General features: G+C 36.5%; 22 protein-coding genes. 5 read left to right on the top strand and 17 right to left on the bottom strand.

Features of this window, described 5'->3' with window-relative positions:
* Position 1 precedes the first annotated feature (1 nt).
* Together ACT53H_RS07910 and ACT53H_RS07905 are read right to left on the bottom strand one after the other, a co-directional pair.
* Positions 2 to 1021, bottom strand: a complete 1020-nt coding sequence (locus tag ACT53H_RS07910; RefSeq protein WP_005304999.1) for an alpha-ketoacid dehydrogenase subunit beta — start codon at positions 1019 to 1021, stop codon at positions 2 to 4.
* 13 nt (positions 1022 to 1034) lie between these two features.
* Positions 1035 to 1997 carry a thiamine pyrophosphate-dependent dehydrogenase E1 component subunit alpha gene (locus ACT53H_RS07905; RefSeq protein WP_476008978.1) on the bottom strand — a complete coding sequence of 321 codons (963 nt, stop codon included), beginning with the start codon at positions 1995 to 1997 and terminating at the stop codon, positions 1035 to 1037.
* A 361-nt stretch (positions 1998 to 2358) separates the two neighbouring features.
* Here ACT53H_RS07905 and lipA point away from each other — a divergent pair, with 361 nt between their 5' ends.
* Both lipA and ACT53H_RS07895 read left to right on the top strand, forming a co-directional pair.
* Positions 2359 to 3345, top strand: coding sequence for a lipoyl synthase (lipA, locus tag ACT53H_RS07900; RefSeq protein ID WP_476008977.1), 987 nt, complete (start codon positions 2359 to 2361; stop codon positions 3343 to 3345).
* A 156-nt stretch (positions 3346 to 3501) separates the two neighbouring features.
* Complete coding sequence (locus ACT53H_RS07895) at positions 3502 to 4641, top strand: transcriptional regulator (RefSeq protein ID WP_476008976.1); 1140 nt, start codon at positions 3502 to 3504, stop codon at positions 4639 to 4641.
* A gap of 48 nt (positions 4642 to 4689) precedes the next feature.
* Here ACT53H_RS07895 and ACT53H_RS07890 read toward each other — a convergent pair whose 3' ends face one another.
* Positions 4690 to 5442 carry a TenA family transcriptional regulator gene (locus ACT53H_RS07890; RefSeq protein WP_174732502.1) on the bottom strand — a complete coding sequence of 251 codons (753 nt, stop codon included), beginning with the start codon at positions 5440 to 5442 and terminating at the stop codon, positions 4690 to 4692.
* 320 nt (positions 5443 to 5762) lie between these two features.
* Here ACT53H_RS07890 and ACT53H_RS07885 point away from each other — a divergent pair, with 320 nt between their 5' ends.
* On the top strand, positions 5763 to 6992 hold the full coding sequence (locus tag ACT53H_RS07885) for a GGDEF domain-containing protein (RefSeq protein ID WP_174732745.1): 1230 nt from the start codon (positions 5763 to 5765) through the stop codon (positions 6990 to 6992).
* A gap of 239 nt (positions 6993 to 7231) precedes the next feature.
* Here the strand turns inward: ACT53H_RS07885 and ACT53H_RS07880 are convergent, their stop codons facing one another.
* The 8 genes from ACT53H_RS07880 to ACT53H_RS07845 form a co-directional block, all read right to left on the bottom strand.
* A complete protein-coding gene (locus ACT53H_RS07880) occupies positions 7232 to 7957 on the bottom strand; it encodes a hypothetical protein (protein WP_474769743.1) in 726 nt (241 codons plus the stop codon).
* A 336-nt stretch (positions 7958 to 8293) separates the two neighbouring features.
* Entirely contained in the window at positions 8294 to 9385 is a 1092-nt protein-coding gene (gene aroC, locus ACT53H_RS07875) for a chorismate synthase (protein WP_174732008.1), read from the bottom strand.
* Positions 9386 to 9397: 12 nt separating this feature from the next.
* Positions 9398 to 10402, bottom strand: coding sequence for a 50S ribosomal protein L3 N(5)-glutamine methyltransferase (prmB, locus tag ACT53H_RS07870; protein ID WP_111853831.1), 1005 nt, complete (start codon positions 10400 to 10402; stop codon positions 9398 to 9400).
* Between the two features lie 237 nt (positions 10403 to 10639).
* Positions 10640 to 11845 (bottom strand): tryptophan synthase subunit beta, encoded by a 1206-nt coding sequence (gene trpB / locus ACT53H_RS07865; protein WP_476008975.1) that lies wholly within the window; start codon positions 11843 to 11845, stop codon positions 10640 to 10642.
* 37 nt (positions 11846 to 11882) lie between these two features.
* On the bottom strand, positions 11883 to 13070 hold the full coding sequence (locus ACT53H_RS07860; protein WP_174741065.1) for a vWA domain-containing protein: 1188 nt from the start codon (positions 13068 to 13070) through the stop codon (positions 11883 to 11885).
* A 15-nt stretch (positions 13071 to 13085) separates the two neighbouring features.
* The gene (locus tag ACT53H_RS07855; RefSeq protein WP_002113662.1) at positions 13086 to 13937 is read right to left on the bottom strand and encodes an AAA family ATPase; all 852 of its coding nucleotides are present in this window, start codon (positions 13935 to 13937) and stop codon (positions 13086 to 13088) included.
* A gap of 29 nt (positions 13938 to 13966) precedes the next feature.
* Positions 13967 to 14353 carry a hypothetical protein gene (locus ACT53H_RS07850; RefSeq protein ID WP_013198006.1) on the bottom strand — a complete coding sequence of 129 codons (387 nt, stop codon included), beginning with the start codon at positions 14351 to 14353 and terminating at the stop codon, positions 13967 to 13969.
* Positions 14346 to 14651 (bottom strand): YcgL domain-containing protein, encoded by a 306-nt coding sequence (locus ACT53H_RS07845; protein ID WP_004792546.1) that lies wholly within the window; start codon positions 14649 to 14651, stop codon positions 14346 to 14348. Before ACT53H_RS07845 ends, ACT53H_RS07850 begins: the two co-directional genes overlap by 8 nt.
* A gap of 470 nt (positions 14652 to 15121) precedes the next feature.
* Here ACT53H_RS07845 and ACT53H_RS07840 point away from each other — a divergent pair, with 470 nt between their 5' ends.
* Positions 15122 to 15286 (top strand): hypothetical protein, encoded by a 165-nt coding sequence (locus tag ACT53H_RS07840; protein WP_002113596.1) that lies wholly within the window; start codon positions 15122 to 15124, stop codon positions 15284 to 15286.
* Positions 15287 to 15354: 68 nt separating this feature from the next.
* On the opposite strand, the gene ACT53H_RS07835 is transcribed toward ACT53H_RS07840, so the two are convergent.
* From ACT53H_RS07835 to ACT53H_RS07825, 3 genes are all read right to left on the bottom strand, one after another.
* On the bottom strand, positions 15355 to 15690 hold the full coding sequence (locus ACT53H_RS07835; protein WP_174759700.1) for a hypothetical protein: 336 nt from the start codon (positions 15688 to 15690) through the stop codon (positions 15355 to 15357).
* Between the two features lie 179 nt (positions 15691 to 15869).
* Complete coding sequence (locus ACT53H_RS07830; protein ID WP_005304955.1) at positions 15870 to 16136, bottom strand: hypothetical protein; 267 nt, start codon at positions 16134 to 16136, stop codon at positions 15870 to 15872.
* Positions 16137 to 16233: 97 nt separating this feature from the next.
* Complete coding sequence (locus ACT53H_RS07825) at positions 16234 to 17085, bottom strand: LysR family transcriptional regulator (RefSeq protein ID WP_476008974.1); 852 nt, start codon at positions 17083 to 17085, stop codon at positions 16234 to 16236.
* 117 nt (positions 17086 to 17202) lie between these two features.
* Here ACT53H_RS07825 and ACT53H_RS07820 point away from each other — a divergent pair, with 117 nt between their 5' ends.
* Positions 17203 to 17886 carry an FMN-dependent NADH-azoreductase gene (locus ACT53H_RS07820; RefSeq protein WP_476008973.1) on the top strand — a complete coding sequence of 228 codons (684 nt, stop codon included), beginning with the start codon at positions 17203 to 17205 and terminating at the stop codon, positions 17884 to 17886.
* 454 nt (positions 17887 to 18340) lie between these two features.
* Here ACT53H_RS07820 and ACT53H_RS07815 read toward each other — a convergent pair whose 3' ends face one another.
* From ACT53H_RS07815 to ACT53H_RS07805, 3 genes are all read right to left on the bottom strand, one after another.
* Positions 18341 to 19465, bottom strand: coding sequence for a ribonuclease D (locus ACT53H_RS07815; RefSeq protein ID WP_476008972.1), 1125 nt, complete (start codon positions 19463 to 19465; stop codon positions 18341 to 18343).
* A 325-nt stretch (positions 19466 to 19790) separates the two neighbouring features.
* Positions 19791 to 20387, bottom strand: a complete 597-nt coding sequence (recR, locus tag ACT53H_RS07810; RefSeq protein ID WP_004792557.1) for a recombination mediator RecR — start codon at positions 20385 to 20387, stop codon at positions 19791 to 19793.
* Positions 20388 to 20396: 9 nt separating this feature from the next.
* On the bottom strand, positions 20397 to 20726 hold the full coding sequence (locus tag ACT53H_RS07805) for a YbaB/EbfC family nucleoid-associated protein (RefSeq protein WP_004792558.1): 330 nt from the start codon (positions 20724 to 20726) through the stop codon (positions 20397 to 20399).
* Positions 20727 to 20879 lie beyond the last annotated feature (153 nt).

Below are 20879 nucleotides of genomic sequence, written 5' to 3'. Positions count from 1 at the left end.
CCTAAGCCTCCAATGTTTTTCGCACAGCTTGCTCAATACGCTCTACACTTGGAATCCATTCTTTTTCTAAAACTGGAGAGAATGGAACAGGCGTATGTGGTGGCGTTACGAGTTCAACAGGTGCTTTCAAATAGTGGAAACCTTTTTGTGCAACTAGTGCAGCAACATCATGCCCAAAGCCACAGCGTGCCGCTGATTCGTCCACAATAACCACACGTCCAGTCGATGCAACAGACTCTAAAATTCCTTCTTCATCCAGAGGTGAAATTGTACGAGGGTCTACCACTTCAACCGAAATACCATCTTTTGCTAGTTTGTCTGCCACTTCATTGGCACGGTGTACCATCAACCCTAAAGCAATAATGGTCACATCTGTCCCTTCACGGGTGTAATTTGCTACACCAAATGGAATGGTATAGGCATCATCTGGAACTTCACCTTTAATGTCATAAAGCATTTTATGCTCACAGAACACCACAGGGTCGTCATCTCGAATAGCCTGAATTAATAGCCCTTTCACATCATATGGGCTAGATGGAACCACAACTTTTAAACCCGGAACCGCAGCAAATACGTTATATGGTGACTGAGAATGCTGAGCTGCAGCAGAAAAACCTGCACCAATCATGCCACGTACAACCATTGGCGCTTTTGCTTTTCCGCCGAACATATAACGGAACTTAGCGGCTTGGTTATAAAGCATGTCATGACACACGCCATAGAAATCCATAAACATTAAGTCAGCAACAGGACGTAAACCTGTAGCCGCAGCACCAGCGGCCATACCAATAATCGCTGATTCGGTAATTGGGGTATCAATCACACGTTCTGAACCAAATTCTGTCCATAAGCCTTTGGTTACACCAAGTACTCCACCGAAGCCTTCAAGCTCGTTATCTTCGGTATTCTTACCACCATGTCCACCACGAACATCTTCACCAACTACAAAAACCGTTGGGTCACGGCGCATTTCTGATTCAATGGCTTCTTTAATCGCATTACGAAAACTTTTATTTGGCATCTTTACTATTCCTTTAGTAAGAGACATAGACGTCGGTAAGGAGTTGTTCTGGTTGTGGGTATGCCGCAGCACGAGCTTTAGCAACAGCATCATCAACATTTGCCTTAGATACTGCATCAATCTCGTCTAGTTTGGTTTCATCAATTTTGCCTTTGACTTTCTCGCGGAAAATTTTCAAAGGATCTTTATTTTCTTTGATGAACTCGACCTCTTCTTTAGAGCGAATTAAGCCCGGGTCACCTTCAAAGTGGCCATAAAAGCGGTTCGTAATGGTTTCAATCACACTTGGACCTTCACCACAGCGTGCACGATCAATAGCAGCTTGGGCCGCTTCATAAACTGCAAAGAAATCGGTACCATCAACTTTAACTGCTGGTAAACCAAAACCAGCTGCACGACCAGCAATATCCTTACTTCCTACCGCGTAATCATGGCCCGTTCCTTCACCAAAACCGTTATTTTCGAAAACAAAAATTACTGGAAGTTTAAGAACAACAGCCATGTTCATTGCTTCAAAGGTCAGGCCTTGGTTTGAACCGCCATCACCTGTAAAAGACAGTCCAACGCCACCAGTTTTTAAGGTTTTTGCTGTCAACGCTGCACCAATTGCTAAAGGAGGCCCGCCGCCCACAATTCCGTTGGCACCGAGCATACCTTTATCCAAATCGGCAATATGCATAGAACCGCCTTTTCCACGGCACAGTCCGTCATCTTTACCGAAAATTTCCAGCATCATGGCGTGAATGTCACAACCTTTTGCAATACAGTGCCCATGTCCACGATGGGTTGAAGTGATATAGTCTTTGTCGGTTAGATTTTCACAAATCCCGACTGCTACAGCTTCTTCTCCACTGTATAAGTGAATAAAACCTGGAATATCACCATTGGTATTTTCTTCGTGAAGTCGATCCTCAAATTCACGAATATCACGCATGCGTTTATATGCTGCGAGTAATTGATCTTCCGTTAATTGCATATCCTTTTCCTTTATTATCTTGATTTTAAAAGTTCAACCAAGTTTCAAGCGAAAATCTAATTCGCTATAAATACTTAAATCTAAAATCAAGAATTAATCTATTAGACTAAAAAGTTTTTATTTAAAATAAAATTAATTAATTTTTTAATTTCAAAAACTTAACCCATAAAAATAATTTAAAAAAATTTTTATAATTTTCATTGAGTTAAAAAACAAACCTTTAACCAACCTTTCTTATTTTATAATACTCGCCACACCCTGTGTATTTAATTAATTGCGACTTATTAATATGATTTAAATAAGTTGTTAAATTAAAAAAACAGGAGTTTAAATAATTTTTAAACAAAATGGAATTATGAATATGGATTTTAAAAGACAAGCAGAAACTGGTATTAAATTAAGAGGAGCAGATAAAGTCGCTCGCATTCCTATTAAAATTTTACCTACAGAAGAGTTACTCACTAAACCGGATTGGATTAGAGCAAAAATAACCGATTTTGAAGAAATCAAACGGATAAAAAATTTGCTGCGCCAACAAAAGTTGCATAGCGTTTGCGAAGAAGCAGCCTGTCCAAACTTACCCGAATGTTTTGGTGGCGGTACGGCTACATTTATGATTATGGGAGACATCTGTACTCGTCGCTGCCCTTTTTGTGATGTTGCTCATGGTCGCCCAAAACCTTTAGATGAAGATGAACCTAAACATTTGGCAGAAACGGTCGCAAACCTAAACTTAAAATATGTCGTGATTACCTCTGTTGACCGCGACGATCTACACGATGGCGGCGCTGCACATTTTGTAAAGTGCATTGAAGAAATCCGAAAACGTTGCCCAGAAACTTTGATTGAGATTTTGGTACCAGATTTTCGCGGTCGTTTAGAGACAGCGCTTACAACTTTGAGTTTATCTCCACCAGATGTGTTTAATCATAATATTGAGACAGTTCCTCGTTTATATAAAGCGATGCGTCCGGGCTCAGACTATCAACACTCACTAGAGCTACTAAAACGCTTTAAAGCATATTGTCCCGATATCAAAACCAAGTCTGGTTTAATGGTTGGGTTAGGAGAAATTGAGGCAGAAGTACTTGCTCTACTTAATGACTTAAAAGATTATCAAGTAGATCTTGTCACGATTGGTCAATATCTTCAGCCTTCAAAATCATATGCACCTATTCATCGGTTTGTAAATTTACAAGAATTTGAACGATATACTCGACATGGTAAACGATTAGGTTTTAAAAATATTTGGAGTGCACCGATGGTTCGTTCTAGCTATTTTGCTGATCGACAATATTTTGGAGAAGCAGTACCAAAACCTTTCAACCGACAAGATGTCTTATCGTAAGGATTAGCCAATTAACAAAACTTATCCAATAGGATAATGGTCAAGACCTATAAATTTATTTAAGGTAAGCAGATAACGAGGAAATAGTCACAATAAAAAAGTTATAACTGTTGAGCGGCTACGGATACGCCATTTCAATGATAAAGGAATTTCGATATGGATATGTCAAAACAATTATCATCACCTTTTTTAGATACTACGCCGTCATTATTTCGGCCAGAAAAGTCATCTCATTCTCAACAATTAGGAAAAAAACCACCAGTTGACCTCGATGCGGCTCCATTATTTGATCTAACCGAAGAATGGGAACATTCATTGTTTGGTCGTTCGATTCACGAGTGTCATCGGAATTTAATGCATATTGCCGAAGATGCCGATATGGCAATTGGTGTGACCGACCCACATGGCACTCTACTTTGGACATGGAGTAGTACACCGATGCGCTCATCGGCTGAGCAAGTTCATTTTGTTGAAGGTGGTCAGTGGTCAACTCAGGCAGTGGGACAAAATGCAATTGGTCTAGCATTAAATACTCATTCAGCTAACTGCGTTTACTCACACGAAAACCAAATGAATAGTGTAAGAGATTGGGTCTGCTATGCAGCACCTATTACCGATACAAATACAGGCCAATTTTATGGCATTATGAATTTGTCGACTAAATATCAAAAACATAATTCTCTGGGGCTTTTAGCTGTTGAAAGATGCGCTGATATTGTGAAGCAAGCAATTCAGCTTCATCAGAAAAATATTTTATATATTAAGGCCTTTGGTACTCCTAAAGTTCAATATAATCAGCATAGTCTGACGTTGACTCAACGCCAGATTGAAATTCTGTGTATTCTAACCCTTTGTCCAGAAGGGATTAATCTTGAAGAACTTCACTATGCGTTATATGGTGACCGGCCCGTAAGTACCACTACCTTAAAAGCAGAACTTTCTCAACTTAGAAACTTAATACCCGGGGTCATTGAGTCACGGCCTTATCGACTTAACTGTGAAATTCAATGTGATTTTTTAATGGCAGAACAAGCATTAAATCTAGGCTTCACATCAACTACTCTTACTCTTTATAGAGGGAGCTTTTTAGCTAAATCAGAAAGTCCATTTTTATGTGCATGGAGAGATTGCTTTGATGCTCGCTTGAGTCATGTGATTTACCAAATTGAAGATATTGATCAATTATTACGAGTAGTCAGTCGAGTTCCAGACCGCGTAGATGCTGTTGAACGTTTACTTGAATTATTACCCAAAGAAACACCTTATCGAACTAAACTTTTAAAATTGCTTGAATAAAATAAAAGGGAGAATATCCATACGATATTCTCCCTTTTTTAAGTGAGATCAAGCAGAAGCCTGAAGCTGTACCTTATAGCAATCGTCTAGGGCTAATTCATAATACCGCAGCCCTTCTTCGGCAGCATGAAATGCCTTTTGCTGCCAATCAGGACGATCATTACATAAGCGCTTAATCAGCTCCATGGCTTCATAAGGATGAAGATCATCATAATGCGCATGCGCACGCAACCAAGCTAAAGAACGTTTATCAATCGTGACTTCAGGATGATTAGTATAGGTATGAATACCTTTATAAACCTGAATTGACCAATCTCCTGTTGCCCATTCAATTGCTAAATTTGTTGCAGCAAGACATTCTGCCAAATTTCCACGATAACTCATGTTCCATAAGAAATGGTTTACTGCATTCATCGCAGCTGGTGGCCGCACACTATCAAGTTCATCGACAGTTAAACCAAAACCTCCAGCCCAATCGCGATACCATTTTAAGTGTCGCTCTTCTACCTTAATATTTTGGATTAACCAATCTCGTGCTTCTGTAACGCCAGGTTCAGAAAACCCAGTTGCTTTGCCTAACGCCCCAGCCATATATGACGGGAAATGCGCGACTAATGGATAGAAATTAAGTAACGCATATCGGAAACTATCTAGGCTCAATCCCCCATTGGCCATTTCCGTAAAAAACGGATGTTTACTCACCCGTTCTTTTGCTGGTAACAGGTCATCCCAGAACCGTTGTGACCATTCATTATGCGGCGTAATTTCTAAATTCATTCCATATTGATTTAGAGCAGTCATTGCTAATTTTCCTATTTATATGACAGCAATCATCTGTATTTCACGCTACAAGTCTATCCGAAAACGATAAAGATACAATCGTTAATCGACCATTTGTAACTTTTTTCGATGGATTGCGATACTTTAGATAATTGTTACGCTAATCATTGAAATGTCGTGATTTTTATCACATTTAACTCAGATAAAAATCATTACTTTTTTAAAAAATCTGTATTATTATTTTAAATAAATCACACATTATATAATCAATATTTTTAGATGGAACTTTACTAAAAATAAGTCTCATTTTATGACAACTTCCAATATAGAGAGTATTAATTATGAAGTTGCAGGGTTCCAATATATTGGGACAGGAACAAATAGATTTATTAACCACACGAGGATTAAATTTCGTATGGTTTCCAAAGCAGCTTGAAACGATTTATCGTTTTCAATACCAAAACGGTGCTGCCTATGAGTTCCGCTATAGAGCGCCTATTATTTTAATATTATATATATTTTTAAGCTTTGGTATATATCAAGTATTGCCAACTGAACAAGTTTTACCCTGGTTTAGTTATTATTCTTGGGTGGGTGTAATTATTTTTCTTGCCTGGATTTTATCGTTTATTAAAAAATTAAATCAGTATTTTGATTATTATGTAGGAATTGGCTCAGCTTTAGCAGTCGCAATTACTTTTATTTTAATTAACGTTATAGAAAATGGCCAAGAGAACGTTCTTTTTCATGCGGCGATGATGTATGCGATTGTGATTATCTATGGTGCAGTAGGTATGCGTTTTTACACAGCCATATTTGCTGGATGGGTTGGAGGACTTGTTGGAATTTTGGTAAGTAACTACTTAAATGGGGTGATCGACTGGACTTTCTTGAACCGAACTTACACCTTCAGTAGTTTCTTGGGCATGACCCTTGCCTATGCAACTGACCGCCAACATCGAGAAAACTACTTACAAAACTGCATGATCGAGCTGAATCGCATTGAACTGATGCAGCAAGCACAGCAATTATCTTTGCTTTCCCAGCAAGATGCACTCACTGGTTTAGCCAATCGACGCTATCTAGATGAAACACTGGATAACGAATGGCGCCGTGCTTTACGACATGAAACACCCCTTACCATCATGATGGTCGATATCGACTATTTTAAAGCTTACAACGATACTTTAGGGCATCTAAAGGGTGATGAATGCTTAAAAGAAATCGCAATTGCTATTTCCTCTATTGCCGCACGCAGTGGTGATTTGGTTGCTCGTTATGGTGGCGAAGAATTTTTACTGTTATTTCCAATGACAAATTCTCAGCAAGCTTTAATCCAAGTTGAACGTTTAATGAATGCTATTGATAAAATTGCAATTAAACACCCATGTAGTGATGTTTCACCACAAGTCACTATTAGTGTTGGTGTGGCAACCACGATTCCACGTCTAAATGATTCAATTTCTGCTTTCGTTGCTCGCGCTGACCATGCTTTGTACAAGGCAAAAACGAATGGGCGTAATCAATTTAAGATCGCTGTAAATGAAGAACAAATTGTAGATTTAACTTAAAAAGTCTGACTTACATTTGAAATGACTCAATATAAATAATTAGCTTTTCCATCCGTGGCAAAGCTAAAAATAATTTAGAATCAGTACATACGAAAACCTCTTTTATTTAAATTTAAACCATCTGTTAAAAATAGCTTATATAAACTTAATAAATTTAGCGACTTTCAATTAATCAACTTTTGTATTAGATAATAAAAATTATAGGCTCCAATCCATATAATGTAGAAAATTCCACTTCATTAGAACCCTCTCTTCAGTTTCTTCCAAAATTTAATTAAAAAATAAAAAAAAGAATTTTGTTCTATTCTCTGCGGCACAGTAGAAATGGTTTCAGCCGAAAATGGTAAGATCGAAACAATATTTTCATGTATTGTTTCATAATTTGGATAAGCTTCTTTTTTTATTATTTCTATAATTTTTTGTATTTCATCAAGGGATAAATTCAAAAACCTCTTAATTTCTTGAGCTGTTTTTGACTCAATAGATAATAAAGCACAAACTCTAGTAACATTAACAATCTGCTCTGCATGAATATTTTTAAAGTTTGGATAACACACAAGTTTATAAAGTATCTTTGTCTCTAAATGATTTTTAGAGACTATATTCTCATTATTTGTTATACGTTCTTGATGACTAATTTTAAAATATTCATTCTTCTCAATATCTTGTAAAATATTAAGAAGCTCCTGATACCTTATTGGCCTCTTCAAACCATATTGGTAGCCTTTTAAAAGTTCAGGATTATTACTCAATACGATCTTAATTTTTTTTGGAATAAGTATATTGGTGTAGCCACTATCTAAATCAATAATATGTATGTCTGGATTGTCTTCACTGTATATCCAATTCCCTAAAAGATGAGATGACAAAGATAAGTCATGAATAACTTTTATCATTGCCTCTAAATTTTTAGGCAATAGCCTATCCTTTGACATACAGCCAATTCTATATGTGCATTGATTCATTGATATTTCCCCAATTTCAATGATGACTTTGAAAATTCTTTGTTTAAAGTAATAAAAATTTAAATATGTGTAGTAAGCTGATATAAAAGCAATTTGATTAAATTAACTTTATTTGATAAATATAAAAATCTGGTTTAGTAAAAATTAACAATATTTAATTGCTGATTATCCACAGATAAATATATTCAAAAATAAATCGCAGAATATTATATTTATATAAATATTATAAGACAAGACAATAATTTAAAATTTAATGAAACTTCAGTGTAATAAAAACTTAAAACCCCATATTTAAATTAAATACGGGGTTTTAAGTACTATAATCAAAAAATATGATTAAGGTTCAATTGGCGCAAATGGAGGAATAACATCTGCATTTTGGGCACGATGGCGTAGGAAGTGATCCATTAAAACAATAGCTAACATTGCTTCTGCAATCGGTGTTGCACGTACGCCTACGCATGGATCATGGCGACCTTTAGTCAACACATCTGTATCTTCACGATTTAAATTAATCGTTTTACCTAGTGTCGTAATGCTTGCTGTTGGTTTTAGTGCAATAGCAACTCGAATGGATTGACCACTTGAGATACCACCCAAAATCCCACCAGCATGATTCGCTAAAAAGCCATTACTGGTCAATTCGTCACGTGTTTCATGACCAAACTGTCCCGCAACTGCAAAACCATCACCAATTTCTACCCCTTTAACCGCATTAATACTCATCATCGCATGAGCAATATCAGCATCTAAACGGTCAAAAACAGGTTCACCCCAGCCTACAGGAACTTTTTCAGCCAAAATTTCTAGCTTCGCGCCACAGCTTGTTCCCTGTTCACGTAAAGAAGTCACTAAAGCTTCAAAACGTGGAACAGCGTCTACATCGCCACAGAAAAATGGATTATTCGGAACTTCATTCCAATCCAGTTTTTCGGCAACTTCATTGCCGATTTGAGTAACGTGACCACGAATCAAGACGCCAAATTTTTCCGCCAAATATTTTTTAGCAATTGCACCCGCTGCAACACGCATAGCAGTTTCACGAGCACTAGAACGTCCGCCGCCACGATAGTCACGGAAACCGTATTTTTGCGTATATGTATAGTCGGCATGGCCAGGTCTAAAAGTTTGGGCAATATTGCCATAATCTTTTGATTTCTGATCAGTATTCTCAATCAATAAACCAATTGGTGTTCCTGTCGTTTTACCTTCAAAAACACCTGAAATGATTTTAACTTGATCAGGCTCTTTACGTTGAGTCGCAAATTTAGAAGTTCCCGGTTTACGACGGTCAAGATCTTTTTGCAAGTCTTCTTCAGTTAGCTCAAGGCCTGGTGGCACACCATCAACAATTGCCATTAAGCCAACGCCATGAGACTCACCACAAGTGGTTACACGAAAGAGTTGTCCAATACTATTCCCTGCCATATGCCCAACTCCTTATATTTGCTCTTCAAATAGTTTTCTATAACGGCGACATTGTTCAGCAGTCAAAGCAAAAATACCTGAACCCCCTTTTTGGAAAGTGAGCCAGTTGAAATCAATCGTATTAAAGTTCTGACGCATAGACCATTCAGAATTACCTACTTCAATGACAATAAGACCATCTTCAGTTAAGTAATCTGCCGCTTGTGCAAGCATTTTACGAACTAAATCTAAACCATCTTGGCCTGCTGCCAATGCAAGTTCAGGTTCATGTAAAAATTCTTCTGGTAAGTCAGCCATATCTTCAGCATCAACGTACGGTGGATTACTTACAATCAAATCATACTGATTTTCAGCTGGAATCTTGGCAAACAAGTCAGATTCAAGTAATGCAACTTGATATTGCTTATTGTGGTGTTCTGTATTAATTGAAGCAACTTCTAAAGCTTCTTTAGAAATGTCAGTTGCATCTATTTCAGCGTCTGGATATGCATAAGCCAAAGCAACCGCAATACATCCAGAACCTGTACACATATCTAATATACGTTGTGGGGTTTTAGGTTTTGCATTTTCTGGTAAATTATTGAGAGCTTCACGCATTTGACCATTTTCATCTAAACAATATGGTGCAAAACGTTGTTCAATTAATTCTGCAATTGGTGAACGTGGAATGAGTACACGCTCATCTACATAGAATGGCTTATTAAAGAAATAAGCAAGATTTAATAAATAAGATGTTGGAATACGGTCATTGATACGACGTTCCAATAAGCTTAAAAATTCCGCTTTTTCGCTTGGTAATAACTTCGCATCTAGAATTTCTGCGTCTGCTGACCATTCAAGAGATAAGGTTTGTAAAACTAATGCAGAGCTTTCTGCAAAATAATCTTCAGTACCTTGTCCTAAATGTGCATCATGTTGACGTAATGCTGATACCCCAAAACGAATAAAATCTCGAATTGTTGATAAATTTTCAGCAGCTTCCTGTAAATGTTCAGGGCTAATCGTCGGTCGCTCCACTTAGGCGTCTCCAAAGGCAAATTTTGCAAAGTGACTATTCTACTGAGTGAGGTACAGCAAAGCAACGCTTTGCCTTGTGAACAGGAGTTTTACATGCCGATCTCTAACAATCACACGTTAAAATCAGAATACTTTGTTTTAATTAAGAAATAATGAACTTTTAACTAGAGATTGATTTAAATTTTTAAAATAAAAAAGCGGCCTTTAAATACTGACCGCTTTTGGAGATTAGTCGACTTAAAGCTTAAGCTTTTCGGCAACATAATCAGAGTCTTTATCTCCACGGCCCGATAAATTCACTACGATCATGGTTTCTTTCGGCAGTTTTGGTGCTTCTCGAATGGCCCATGCGACAGCGTGTGAGCTTTCAAGTGCAGGAACAATGCCTTCAACACGAGAAAGTATCATAAAAGCATCTAAACATTCTTGGTCAGTTGCAGTGCTATATTCAACACGACCTAAATCTTTTAAAAAACTGTGTTGTGGCCCAACACCCGGATAGTCTAGTCCTGAAGCAATAGAATGCACGGGTAAAGGTTCACCCGCGTCATTTTCAAGCACATAACACGCCATACCATGAATTTGACTTGGCTTACCTAAAGTTAGCGTTGCCGAATGCATATTGGTTTCTAAACCATGTCCAGCTGGCTCAACCCCAACAAGTTTTACGTCTGAGTCATTTAAAAATGCAGTAAATGCACCTATTGCATTTGAACCACCACCTACACATGCCACAACATAATCGGGACTTTTTCCAAATCGCTGATGCGTTTGATCTTTAATTTCATTGCCAATAATAGATTGAAAATCACGAACCATTTTAGGAAATGGATGTGGACCTACAACAGAACCAATAGCATATATAAAGTTTTTAGGATCTTTTAAATATTCTTCAAATGCACTATCTACAGCATCTTTTAATGTTGCTGTACCACGTGTAACTGCCACCAAATGAGCACCCAAAATTTTCATTTTGACCACGTTTGGATGTTCTTTTTCGATATCGACTTGACCCATGTGAATTTCACAGGGAATTCCTACTAATGCACAAGCGGTTGCCAAAGCGACCCCATGCTGACCAGCACCTGTTTCAGCAATAACTTTCTTTTTGCCCATATATTTAGCAAGTAAAGCTTCACCTAAGCAGTGATTAATTTTGTGGGCGCCCGTGTGGTTCAAATCTTCACGTTTTAAGTAAATTTGTGCGCCACCTAAGTGTTCAGATAGACGCTTCGCATGAAATAAGGGACTTGGACGGCCTACATAATTCGTAAAAAGGTCTGATAGTTCATTTTGAAATTCAGCTGTATGACGAATTTCTTCATAGGCAACATTAATTTCATCCATTGCTTCTTTTAAATGTGGAGGAATGAATTGTCCGCCATATTCACCAAAAAATCCTTGTTCATTCGGCAAAGCAATACCGTTAATTTGATGTTGCATATCATTCCTCTTTTTTAAATTATTAAAGTTATTAAGCTTATCGAGAAAGGTAACGCGTTAAATCCTCAATGCCTTTTAGCGTCATTGGATACATATGATTTTCAAAAATCTCTTTAATCCAACCAATGGTTTGAGTGTAATGCCAATACCCTTCTGTTTCAGGGTTTAACCACGCTGTTTTATCAAAATGTTGACGTAGGCGACGTAACCAAACTTCACCTGTTTCATCATTCATATATTCAACCGAGCCACCCACCGATTTCAATTCATACGGTGCCATACTGGCATCACCCACTACAATTACACGATAGTCGCGTCCATAGGTGTGAAACAAATCCCATGTGTTCATGCGGGTTGCTGTTCTGCGGTAGTTATCTTTCCAAACATAGTCATAGAGACAATTATGGAAATAGAAATATTCGAGTGTCTTAAACTCACTTTTAGCGGCACTAAACAGTTTTTCGCATTGAGCAATGTGAGCATCCATCGAACCGCCCACATCAAACAACATCAGCACTTTTATTCGGTTTCGACGCTCAGGTACCATTTGAACATCAAGAATACCTTGCTTGGCTGTTTCACGGATTGTACCGTCAACGTCTAATTCTTCAGCTGCACCTTGACGGGCAAATTTACGTAACCGACGTAAAGCAATTTGCATCTGGCGAGTACCAAGAACTTGGTCGTCATCCAGATTTTGATATTTACGTTGTTCCCAGACTTTAACCGCCGAACGTTTACGCCCTGGTCCACCGATTCTGACGCCTTCTGGATGATCCCCAAAGGCACCAAAAGGTGAAGTACCGCCAGTACCCAGCATGCGGTTACCACCCTGATGTTTTTTATGCTGTTCGCGTAAACGCTCTTCCAGCATTTTCATCAGTTCTTCTAAGGAACCTGCTTTTTGGAGTTCTGCTCGTTGTTCAGGAGTTAAATGCTTTTCTAGAAGTTCTAAATCAAACCAGTCTTTTGGTAACTTATGAACTTGCTTGAGTAACTCATCCAGATCAAAGGTTTCAATGCCATCAAAGTAATCTTTCATGGCACGATCGAACTTGTCAAAAAAGCGCTCATCTTTAACTAAAATTGTTTTAGCAAGTTGATAAAACTCTTCTTGATCAGCAAAAACCAAACCTTCACTCACAGCACGGTTTAAGTCAATGAGTTCACGAGTTGTAACTGGAACACCGTATTTACGTAAGGTGTAAAATAACCGCACAAACATGGGTTATTCCCTCCTTTAACGTCGAGACATGAAAGCCAAACGTTCGAGGAGTTGCACATCCTGCTCGTTTTTGATCAGCGCACCATATAAAGGTGGAATCGCTTTTGATGTATCTCGATTGCGTAATACATCTTCTGGCATATCGTCTGCCATGAGTAAGCTTAACCAATCAATTAACTCAGAGGTTGATGGTGGTTTCTTCAAATTAGGAATTTCACGTAGTTTAAAGAAAACCTGTAAAGCTTCGTTTACTAGTGTTGCAGAGATATTTGGGAAATGAACCGCAATGATTTCTCGCATTGTAGCTTCATCTGGAAACTCAATGTAATGAAAGAAACAACGACGCAAAAAAGCATCTGGTAATTCTTTTTCATTATTCGAAGTAATAATTACAATCGGGCGTTGTGTTGCCGTAATTGTTTCATTGGTTTCATAAACATAAAAAGACATTTTATCGAGTTCATGCAGCAAGTCATTTGGAAACTCGATATCGGCTTTGTCAATTTCATCAATTAACAAAACACAACGCTCTTCACTCGTGAAAGCTTCCCACAGTTTACCGGGTTTAATATAGTTCTTAATATCGTAAACTCGATCATCACCTAACTGGCTGTCTCGTAAACGAGAAACCGCATCATATTCATACAACCCTTGCTGCGCTTTGGTTGTCGATTTGATATGCCAAGTGATCAGTTTTAAACCCAAACTTTGTGCTACTTGTTCAGCAAGCAAAGTTTTACCCGTGCCAGGTTCACCCTTAATTAGTAAAGGCTTTTGTAAAGCACGAGCTGCTTTTACAGCGAGCTTAAGACTATCAGTCGCGATATATTGATCTGTACCGGTAAAATGTTGGGTATCAGCAGACATGTAAAGACCTTATTTTTCTATTTCAATGGTTAGATGGAACGCATGCTTTTGTTTGTTGAATATTTTGACCAACAATAGCCAACAACCAAACCTAGACCAACTACAAACAGAATTAAAGATAAATTTGACCAAATTAGAGGGCTATCTTTAGTTAAAACACCAAAAAGAAGTCCAAAAATAGCAGGTGCTACAGATGCATTCGGTCCTTCAGACACTGTTGGGGTAACTAAAATAGCAAATACAATAAGCCAGCTAATTGCACCAAAAGTTGTAGGAAGGCGACGCATTAATCGCCACCAACACCATAAAGCAATAATAGCGCCTATTCCATAAGCTGTTAAAGCAATAACACCTTCAGGAACAACATCCAAAAAAGAGAATAATTGATTCATTATTCCAGTTTGATCTTCACGCACCACGTAAGCCCTCTGGTTCAACCGCATTCGGATTAATTAATCCTTCTGGCGGCATCTGAATAAAGAAACCTTTTGTTTGTAATGAGTCTAAAACATGTAAAACATTAACACGCGCCAATTTACGTGTTGGAGCTAATTCTAAATGCATGACAAACGTTGTACGACCAAACGCTTGTAAAACAGCTTCAGGAACATTTTCAAACGGATCAGCTTGTTCCGCATCGTCAGGATAGTTTGGACGAGCAATATACATGTACATTTCATCTTTTTTGCTCGATCTATAAATATCACAGTGCATTTCAAATCAACTCTTGAACTAAGGACAGCATACATGAAAAAAAACGACTCACACACGCAGGTTTGTTTACGCATCAGTCGTTTTTTTAATTCTTGAGAAATATTAACCTACAACATTGATTAAGGTCGATAATAACTTTGTTCCAGATAAAAGCTGGCTTTTACAATAAATTAATAAATATTTGATTTTAAACATTAAACATAATTTTTCACTTTAATAAAATAAAAACAATTTTTAGGAAAAAAGGAAAAATGTTCGTTACTGAGTACTTTTTGTGATCTATCCTTAATACATTCCCCCATTAATACTATGAAATTTATGATATTAAAGGGGGTTATTACATTTTCAAATTCACATTTAAGTAAAACTTCTAACCACTTAATACACATTGGGAGACATTACTTAACTGGTTTAAATTCTCAGCATGTTTAAATATTAAGTATCTTAATATAAATAGGGAGGATGAACCTATGCCTCGAGGTGATAAAACAGCCTACACAGCAAAGCAAAAACGTCAGGCTAAACATATTGTTGAGAGTGAAGTAGATAGAGGTCATTCTCAAGAAGAAGCTGAACGAATTGCATGGTCTACTGTCAATAAACAAGATGGTGGCGGTAAGAAAAAGTCTCACTAAAACAAACTTTAAATACTTCTTTAGCTTGGGCTAAAGAAGTATTTTCATCAAAAATAAATTAATGGTGTTTAGAAAACTCGCGAGCTCTTTATATAGTCATCGCTTACTTGATTTAAGGCATCCAAAATAGCACTATCATTTTGATTTAATAGAGCTTCATTTAAACATTCCATGTAGTCTATAAGCTTAGACTTAGAGGTATTGGCAAATTCAGAGGTAACAGCTTCATCTTCATAGAGGATTACGTAAGTACGTGCAAAGCCATAGATTAAATAGACGGCTGCTTTTTCTTTTGTATTTTGAGATTCTTTAAGAGACTGTTCACAAGCATTCTTTAAATCTTTAAATGCGTCTGTACCAGTAGATTGATTTTGGAAAGATAAAAGTATTGTTTGGAAGTTCATATCCATATTCCACTCAAAAAGTAAAGCTACAGAAGAAGATCAACTCTGTCAAATAATATCCTGATTAATATAAGTTTAATTGTAAATAAATTTATATTTACTTTCCCTGGATTACGAAAAATCATGCAAGAAAAAACCACCCTTGTTTTAAGGGTGGTTTAGTTAAAATGCAGTAATAGTTAGAAGCTTATTTCAATTGTGATCGTGGTACCGGAATGCTCAATATCAGTTGAGACATTAAATCCTCTGTTTTTAAGCTCCTCTTCAACCAGAGTAAGATGATCAGGGCTTATAGCATCAACAGGAAACCAGAAAGTTGCTTTTCTCTTCCCCTCCTTAGATTCAGACTCAGTACCAGTTAAAATTTTTTCCAATATGACGTCTTGATTTATTTTAAAGTTTTTAGCATTTTGACGAGCTTGTTCAGCATTAAAGTTGTTAAGCATATTTATCTCTCTAATTATTAATTTATCTAAGTTTATAGCATAAAAAGGCTATATGAGTTTTAGTGTTGTGTAGTTAAAACCAATCAAAGATATAAGTTTACTGGTTGAATAAACTTTCTACCCATTCAATAAATTTTCTCGCATTTCTATTTTTAAAATCCTCCTTATTTGGAATGTAGTAACACAGCTCTGCTTGAATGGGTTTGGTTTTAAACTCCTGTAAGAGATTCGCTTTAACGAACCTATGGGTAAGTGTAGCAGAACAAAATACTAATCCATTGGCAGATAAAGCCTCATGTATGCCAAAAATTTCCTGATCAAATTTCTTAATTATCAGCCTCTTTTGGTCCCATCCATTCACCTCAAGCCATGTCTCTAATGGTGGACTTGGTAATACTTTATTTTTCCATTCTGTGGTGAATAACGTTATTGGCTCACTCCTATCTTTGGACAGAGTAAGGTTAGATGCACCAAATACATTAAAAGACTCATATTTAAGGACATCTTTAGAAGGTACTAAAGATACATCACCATATCGAATAGGCAATGTATATAAGTGACTTTCTAAAGCTTCGCCTGTAGAGAATTCAACTGAGATATCGGGGTGCAATTGATAAAATTCATTTATAGAAGGAATTAACAGCATTGCAGCGAGTGAAGACGTACTAGCCACTCTCACTACATTCCCATTTACTGTTATTTCATCTAATGCATCCTCAATTTTACGAAACCCTTCAGAAATTGCCCCAGCCAGCCTCTCTCCGATGGTTGTAAGCGTTATTTTTCTTACTTGTCGATGAAACAAGTCAACATTTAATCTGCTTTCTAGATTAGTAATATGATGTGAAATCGCAGTTGGTGTTAGCGAAAGTTCTTCAGCAGCCAATTTAAAACTACCCAATCTAGCGGCTGATTCAAATGCCTTAAGTGCTTGCAAAGAGACTTGCATGCTTTCTCCAAAGTTATATTTATAGGTGATCTAAACTCATCTATAAATGTAATTTTCTCGTTTGTCTACTTATCTTTTAAAACTCAAAATAAATTAAACCTTAACTTTTTGGAATTTATGATGAGTAAAATATTACATATAGATGCTAGTGTAAGAGCTGCAATTAACCCTAATCCAAACCATAATTCGATTTCTAAAAATATTGCCAGCCGATTGGTCAGCTCATGGAAAAAGCAACTGGCTATAGATGAATATATCTATCGTGATGTAGGAATGAATCCCCCACCATTTATTAATCAAGACTGGATTGATGCTGTATTCACACCTGAAAATAAAAGAACTCAAGCTCAATGTGATGTTTTATCTATATCAGATCAGTTAATAGTAGAAGTTTCGAGTTCAGATATTATTCTAATTTCTTCACCTATGTACAATTATGGTATGCCTGCTCAACTTAAAGCATGGTTTGACCAAATTATTAGGATTAATAAAACATTTGATTTTGATCTCGCTCGAGGAGACTTTCCTTTACAACCGCTTCTATCTGGAAAAATTTTAATCATTATCACCTCTAGTGGAGAGTTTGGTTTTGAGAAAGAAGGCATCCGCCATCACATGAATCATCTTGTACCTCACCTTCGCACGCTCAGCAAATATTTAGGCGTAAAGAAAATTTATGAAATTGCTTCTGAATATCAAGAGTTTGGAGATGCAAGACATCTAAAATCATTAGAAAATGCTTTTCAAAAAGTTGAGAAACTCGTAGCTGAACTTTCCACTTCATATACAGAAAATTCGTAAAATATGAATCCTTAATTTTTAAAATTTAATAATCTACTGACATTTCAACTGAGTTGTATGATTAAAAATAAAAAGCCAACCCAATTGGGTTGGCTTTTTTATTTCTGCACCGAAACAAACTTATAGTTATATATTATTTATATTGAAATTGTTTTTCTTACAACCAAGAATATACAGACCTGTATGTTTAATCAATTGAATTTTTCTCATTTAAGGAGTTAATTTAATTCATTATCAATTTTACAAATTAAAATGACTTCAACCCATCACTTTATTAGCTTTTTAATAAAGTTAATTATTTAATATAACTAATATAAACTTTTACTTTATTAACTATTAATATTGAATATCTATTATTTATAAATAAAAACTACTCAATTTAAATTATTCATTACTCTTCATTAAAAAAGCCCATCACAAAGATGAGCTTTTAAATTTTAACTATCACATCATTTTAAATGGATAGACTTTGTTTTTCTTCTTGAAATAACTGAATTAATGGTTGAGTTAATAGCTCGTAACGCCAACCCAAAAGATAATCAGGTAAATCTTGCTCATCCCCTTGAGAAAGAACATGTTGATGAATTGCATTTAGCCATTTCTTTCTAAGCAATACTTCTTTAGGAATAGAAGTTTCACTTATTGCATGGGCAAGTACCATATCCATTTTATGCAATGTTTCTTTAGATGTTACTTTAAAAGGTTTGGCTATTCTTGTTGGCCATTCACTTTCAATCGGTAAATCTTTAAGTAATTCTAAAATAGTTTTTCCATATTCACGAACTACATTTGGGCGAATATCTCTAACTTGCGAGAGTTGAAAACTATTACGTGGATTCTTTTCAACCATATCAATCATGGTTGAGTTTCTAAGAATAAAACTACGTGGCTGGTTCGTTGCTTTAACAATGTATTCGCGCCATTCACTTAAATTTTGCAGTTGCATCAATTGACGGCGCGAATGACGATAATTACCAACATCGGAATAGAGTAACTCTGTCGGCGTTTCACTGATAATTTCTTTAGTTAAACTACGACAATCTTCAAGAACAAAGTCATAAAGCCCTTTCTGCTTAAGCTGTTCTTGAATATGATGCGCTAACTTCATTATATATAGAACATCATTGGCTGCATAACAGAGTTGCTGAGGCGATAAAGGCCGAGCCAACCAATCAGATCTTGTTTGATCTTTTTCAATGTCAATGTCGAGGCAAAGCTTCAACGCGCCTTGGTAACTTACTTGCAGCCCATGGCCCAAGAAAGAAAGGCCTACTTGAGTATCAAACACATTAAGCAGATCTTCTTGATCAGCGTAATGATAGATTAAATCGATGTCTTCCCCACACGCATGAAAAATGTTCTGCTGAGCGAGAAATATTTTTTTCCAAAACTGACTTAGATCTAATGAAACACCATCCAACAGATAGACATCGCCATTTACATTAACTTGACATACTCCAAGTTTAGGCCAGAGTGTGTCAACCTTAATAAATTCTGTATCAAGTCCATATATCGAACATTGATCCATTTTTTGAAGAACATCAACCAAATCGGTTTGCTGTTGGATAAACTGAAACATGCTTTCTCAAGTAAATGCAAAGAGTGCTTAGAACTCTGGTATATATAACATAGAAGTAGGAAATTACCACTTAAACCTTTATGAATACTCTATTTTTGAACAATTTTTCGAAAATAGATAATTTTTTGATCTTTCATTTATATTTTTAAAGTTAACTCCAAATATTCATTGTTTAAAATCTATAAGATTTTTTTCATTCTTATGGGCTTTCATATTTTATTTAATCGTTTTTTAATTAAAGACAAAATAACATTCGTCTTATATAACTAAATTAATAAATCTAATTCAATTTTATATGATATCAATGAAACAAGCATCGAAATGCTTATTTCATTCTCATACGATTATGAACTGCCTGACTTAAGGTATGGCTATCTACATACTCAAGTTCACCACCTTGCGGTACACCTTGAGCAATACGTGTCATTTGTATAGGTAAGTGCTTAGTCGCCTCTACCAAATAATGAGCAGTCGCCTGTCCCTCTACAGTCGCATTTGTAGCCAAAATCACTTCTTCAATTTTACCTTGGCTTAAACGTTGAATCAGATAAGGAATACCAATTTCTTCTGGACCAATACCATCTAGAGGTGAAAGATGCCCACCTAAAACATGATATTTACCACGGAAACTTCCGCTTTGCTCAATCGCCATTACATCTGCTGGTGATTCAACCACACACAATAGTTGATCTTCTCGCTCAGTTGAGGCGCAAATATCACAAATTTCATGTTCAGTTAAAGAATGGCAAACGCTGCACTCATGAATATAACTTGAAGCTTCATGTAAAGCATGCGCTAATGCAAACGCACCTTCTCGATTTTTCATCAAAAGATGTAATGCCATACGTTGAGCCGACTTCGGTCCAACGCTAGGCAATATACGTAAAGCTTGAACGAGTTGTTCAAATCTATCGCTAAACACAGAATTTCCTTAGAACATGCCCGCTAAACCAGGTGGCAAGCCCATACCAGAATTCGCTTTTTGCATTTTTTCTTCAGAAATAACTTCAGCTTGACGTACAGCATCATTTACCGCTGCAGCAATCAAATCTTCAATCATATCTGGTTCATCTTGAAGTAATTCAGGGTTAATTTCGATACGTTTTACAAGATAGCGACCATTCATGGTTACTTTAACCAAACCGCCACCAGCTTCTGCATGAACTTCAGTTTGAGCAAGCTCTTCTTTCGCCTTTTTTATATTTGTTTCCATATCTTTTTGCATGCGCTGCGCTTGCTGCATGAGCATATTGATATTCATAACTTTACTCCGTATCTCTATCAAATCTTTAAAGTATTATGCGTCATCTGGTAATACTTTATAAAAACTTAATCTCATTGAACCAACCTATGCGATTAAAATACATACAGATTAGTGCATTGAACTCAAATTAATCCGTAATTCTGACACAAT

The sequence above is a fragment of the Acinetobacter sp. DMC2 genome (assembly GCF_056314305.1).
This window is presented reverse-complemented; position numbering and strand designations above follow the sequence as displayed.

Coding starts and splice junctions, on each gene's coding strand:
- ACT53H_RS07910 (WP_005304999.1), bottom strand. CDS start 1,021: ATGCCAAATAAAAGTTTTCGTAATGCGATTAAAGAAGCCATTGAATCA.
- ACT53H_RS07905 (WP_476008978.1), bottom strand. CDS start 1,997: ATGCAATTAACGGAAGATCAATTACTCGCAGCATATAAACGCATGCGT.
- lipA (WP_476008977.1), top strand. CDS start 2,359: ATGGATTTTAAAAGACAAGCAGAAACTGGTATTAAATTAAGAGGAGCA.
- ACT53H_RS07895 (WP_476008976.1), top strand. CDS start 3,502: ATGGATATGTCAAAACAATTATCATCACCTTTTTTAGATACTACGCCG.
- ACT53H_RS07890 (WP_174732502.1), bottom strand. CDS start 5,442: ATGACTGCTCTAAATCAATATGGAATGAATTTAGAAATTACGCCGCAT.
- ACT53H_RS07885 (WP_174732745.1), top strand. CDS start 5,763: ATGAAGTTGCAGGGTTCCAATATATTGGGACAGGAACAAATAGATTTA.
- ACT53H_RS07880 (WP_474769743.1), bottom strand. CDS start 7,957: ATGAATCAATGCACATATAGAATTGGCTGTATGTCAAAGGATAGGCTA.
- aroC (WP_174732008.1), bottom strand. CDS start 9,385: ATGGCAGGGAATAGTATTGGACAACTCTTTCGTGTAACCACTTGTGGT.
- trpB (WP_476008975.1), bottom strand. CDS start 11,845: ATGCAACATCAAATTAACGGTATTGCTTTGCCGAATGAACAAGGATTT.
- ACT53H_RS07860 (WP_174741065.1), bottom strand. CDS start 13,070: ATGTTTGTGCGGTTATTTTACACCTTACGTAAATACGGTGTTCCAGTT.
- ACT53H_RS07855 (WP_002113662.1), bottom strand. CDS start 13,937: ATGTCTGCTGATACCCAACATTTTACCGGTACAGATCAATATATCGCG.
- ACT53H_RS07845 (WP_004792546.1), bottom strand. CDS start 14,651: ATGCACTGTGATATTTATAGATCGAGCAAAAAAGATGAAATGTACATG.
- ACT53H_RS07840 (WP_002113596.1), top strand. CDS start 15,122: ATGCCTCGAGGTGATAAAACAGCCTACACAGCAAAGCAAAAACGTCAG.
- ACT53H_RS07835 (WP_174759700.1), bottom strand. CDS start 15,690: ATGAACTTCCAAACAATACTTTTATCTTTCCAAAATCAATCTACTGGT.
- ACT53H_RS07830 (WP_005304955.1), bottom strand. CDS start 16,136: ATGCTTAACAACTTTAATGCTGAACAAGCTCGTCAAAATGCTAAAAAC.
- ACT53H_RS07825 (WP_476008974.1), bottom strand. CDS start 17,085: ATGCAAGTCTCTTTGCAAGCACTTAAGGCATTTGAATCAGCCGCTAGA.
- ACT53H_RS07820 (WP_476008973.1), top strand. CDS start 17,203: ATGATGAGTAAAATATTACATATAGATGCTAGTGTAAGAGCTGCAATT.
- ACT53H_RS07815 (WP_476008972.1), bottom strand. CDS start 19,465: ATGTTTCAGTTTATCCAACAGCAAACCGATTTGGTTGATGTTCTTCAA.
- ACT53H_RS07805 (WP_004792558.1), bottom strand. CDS start 20,726: ATGAATATCAATATGCTCATGCAGCAAGCGCAGCGCATGCAAAAAGAT.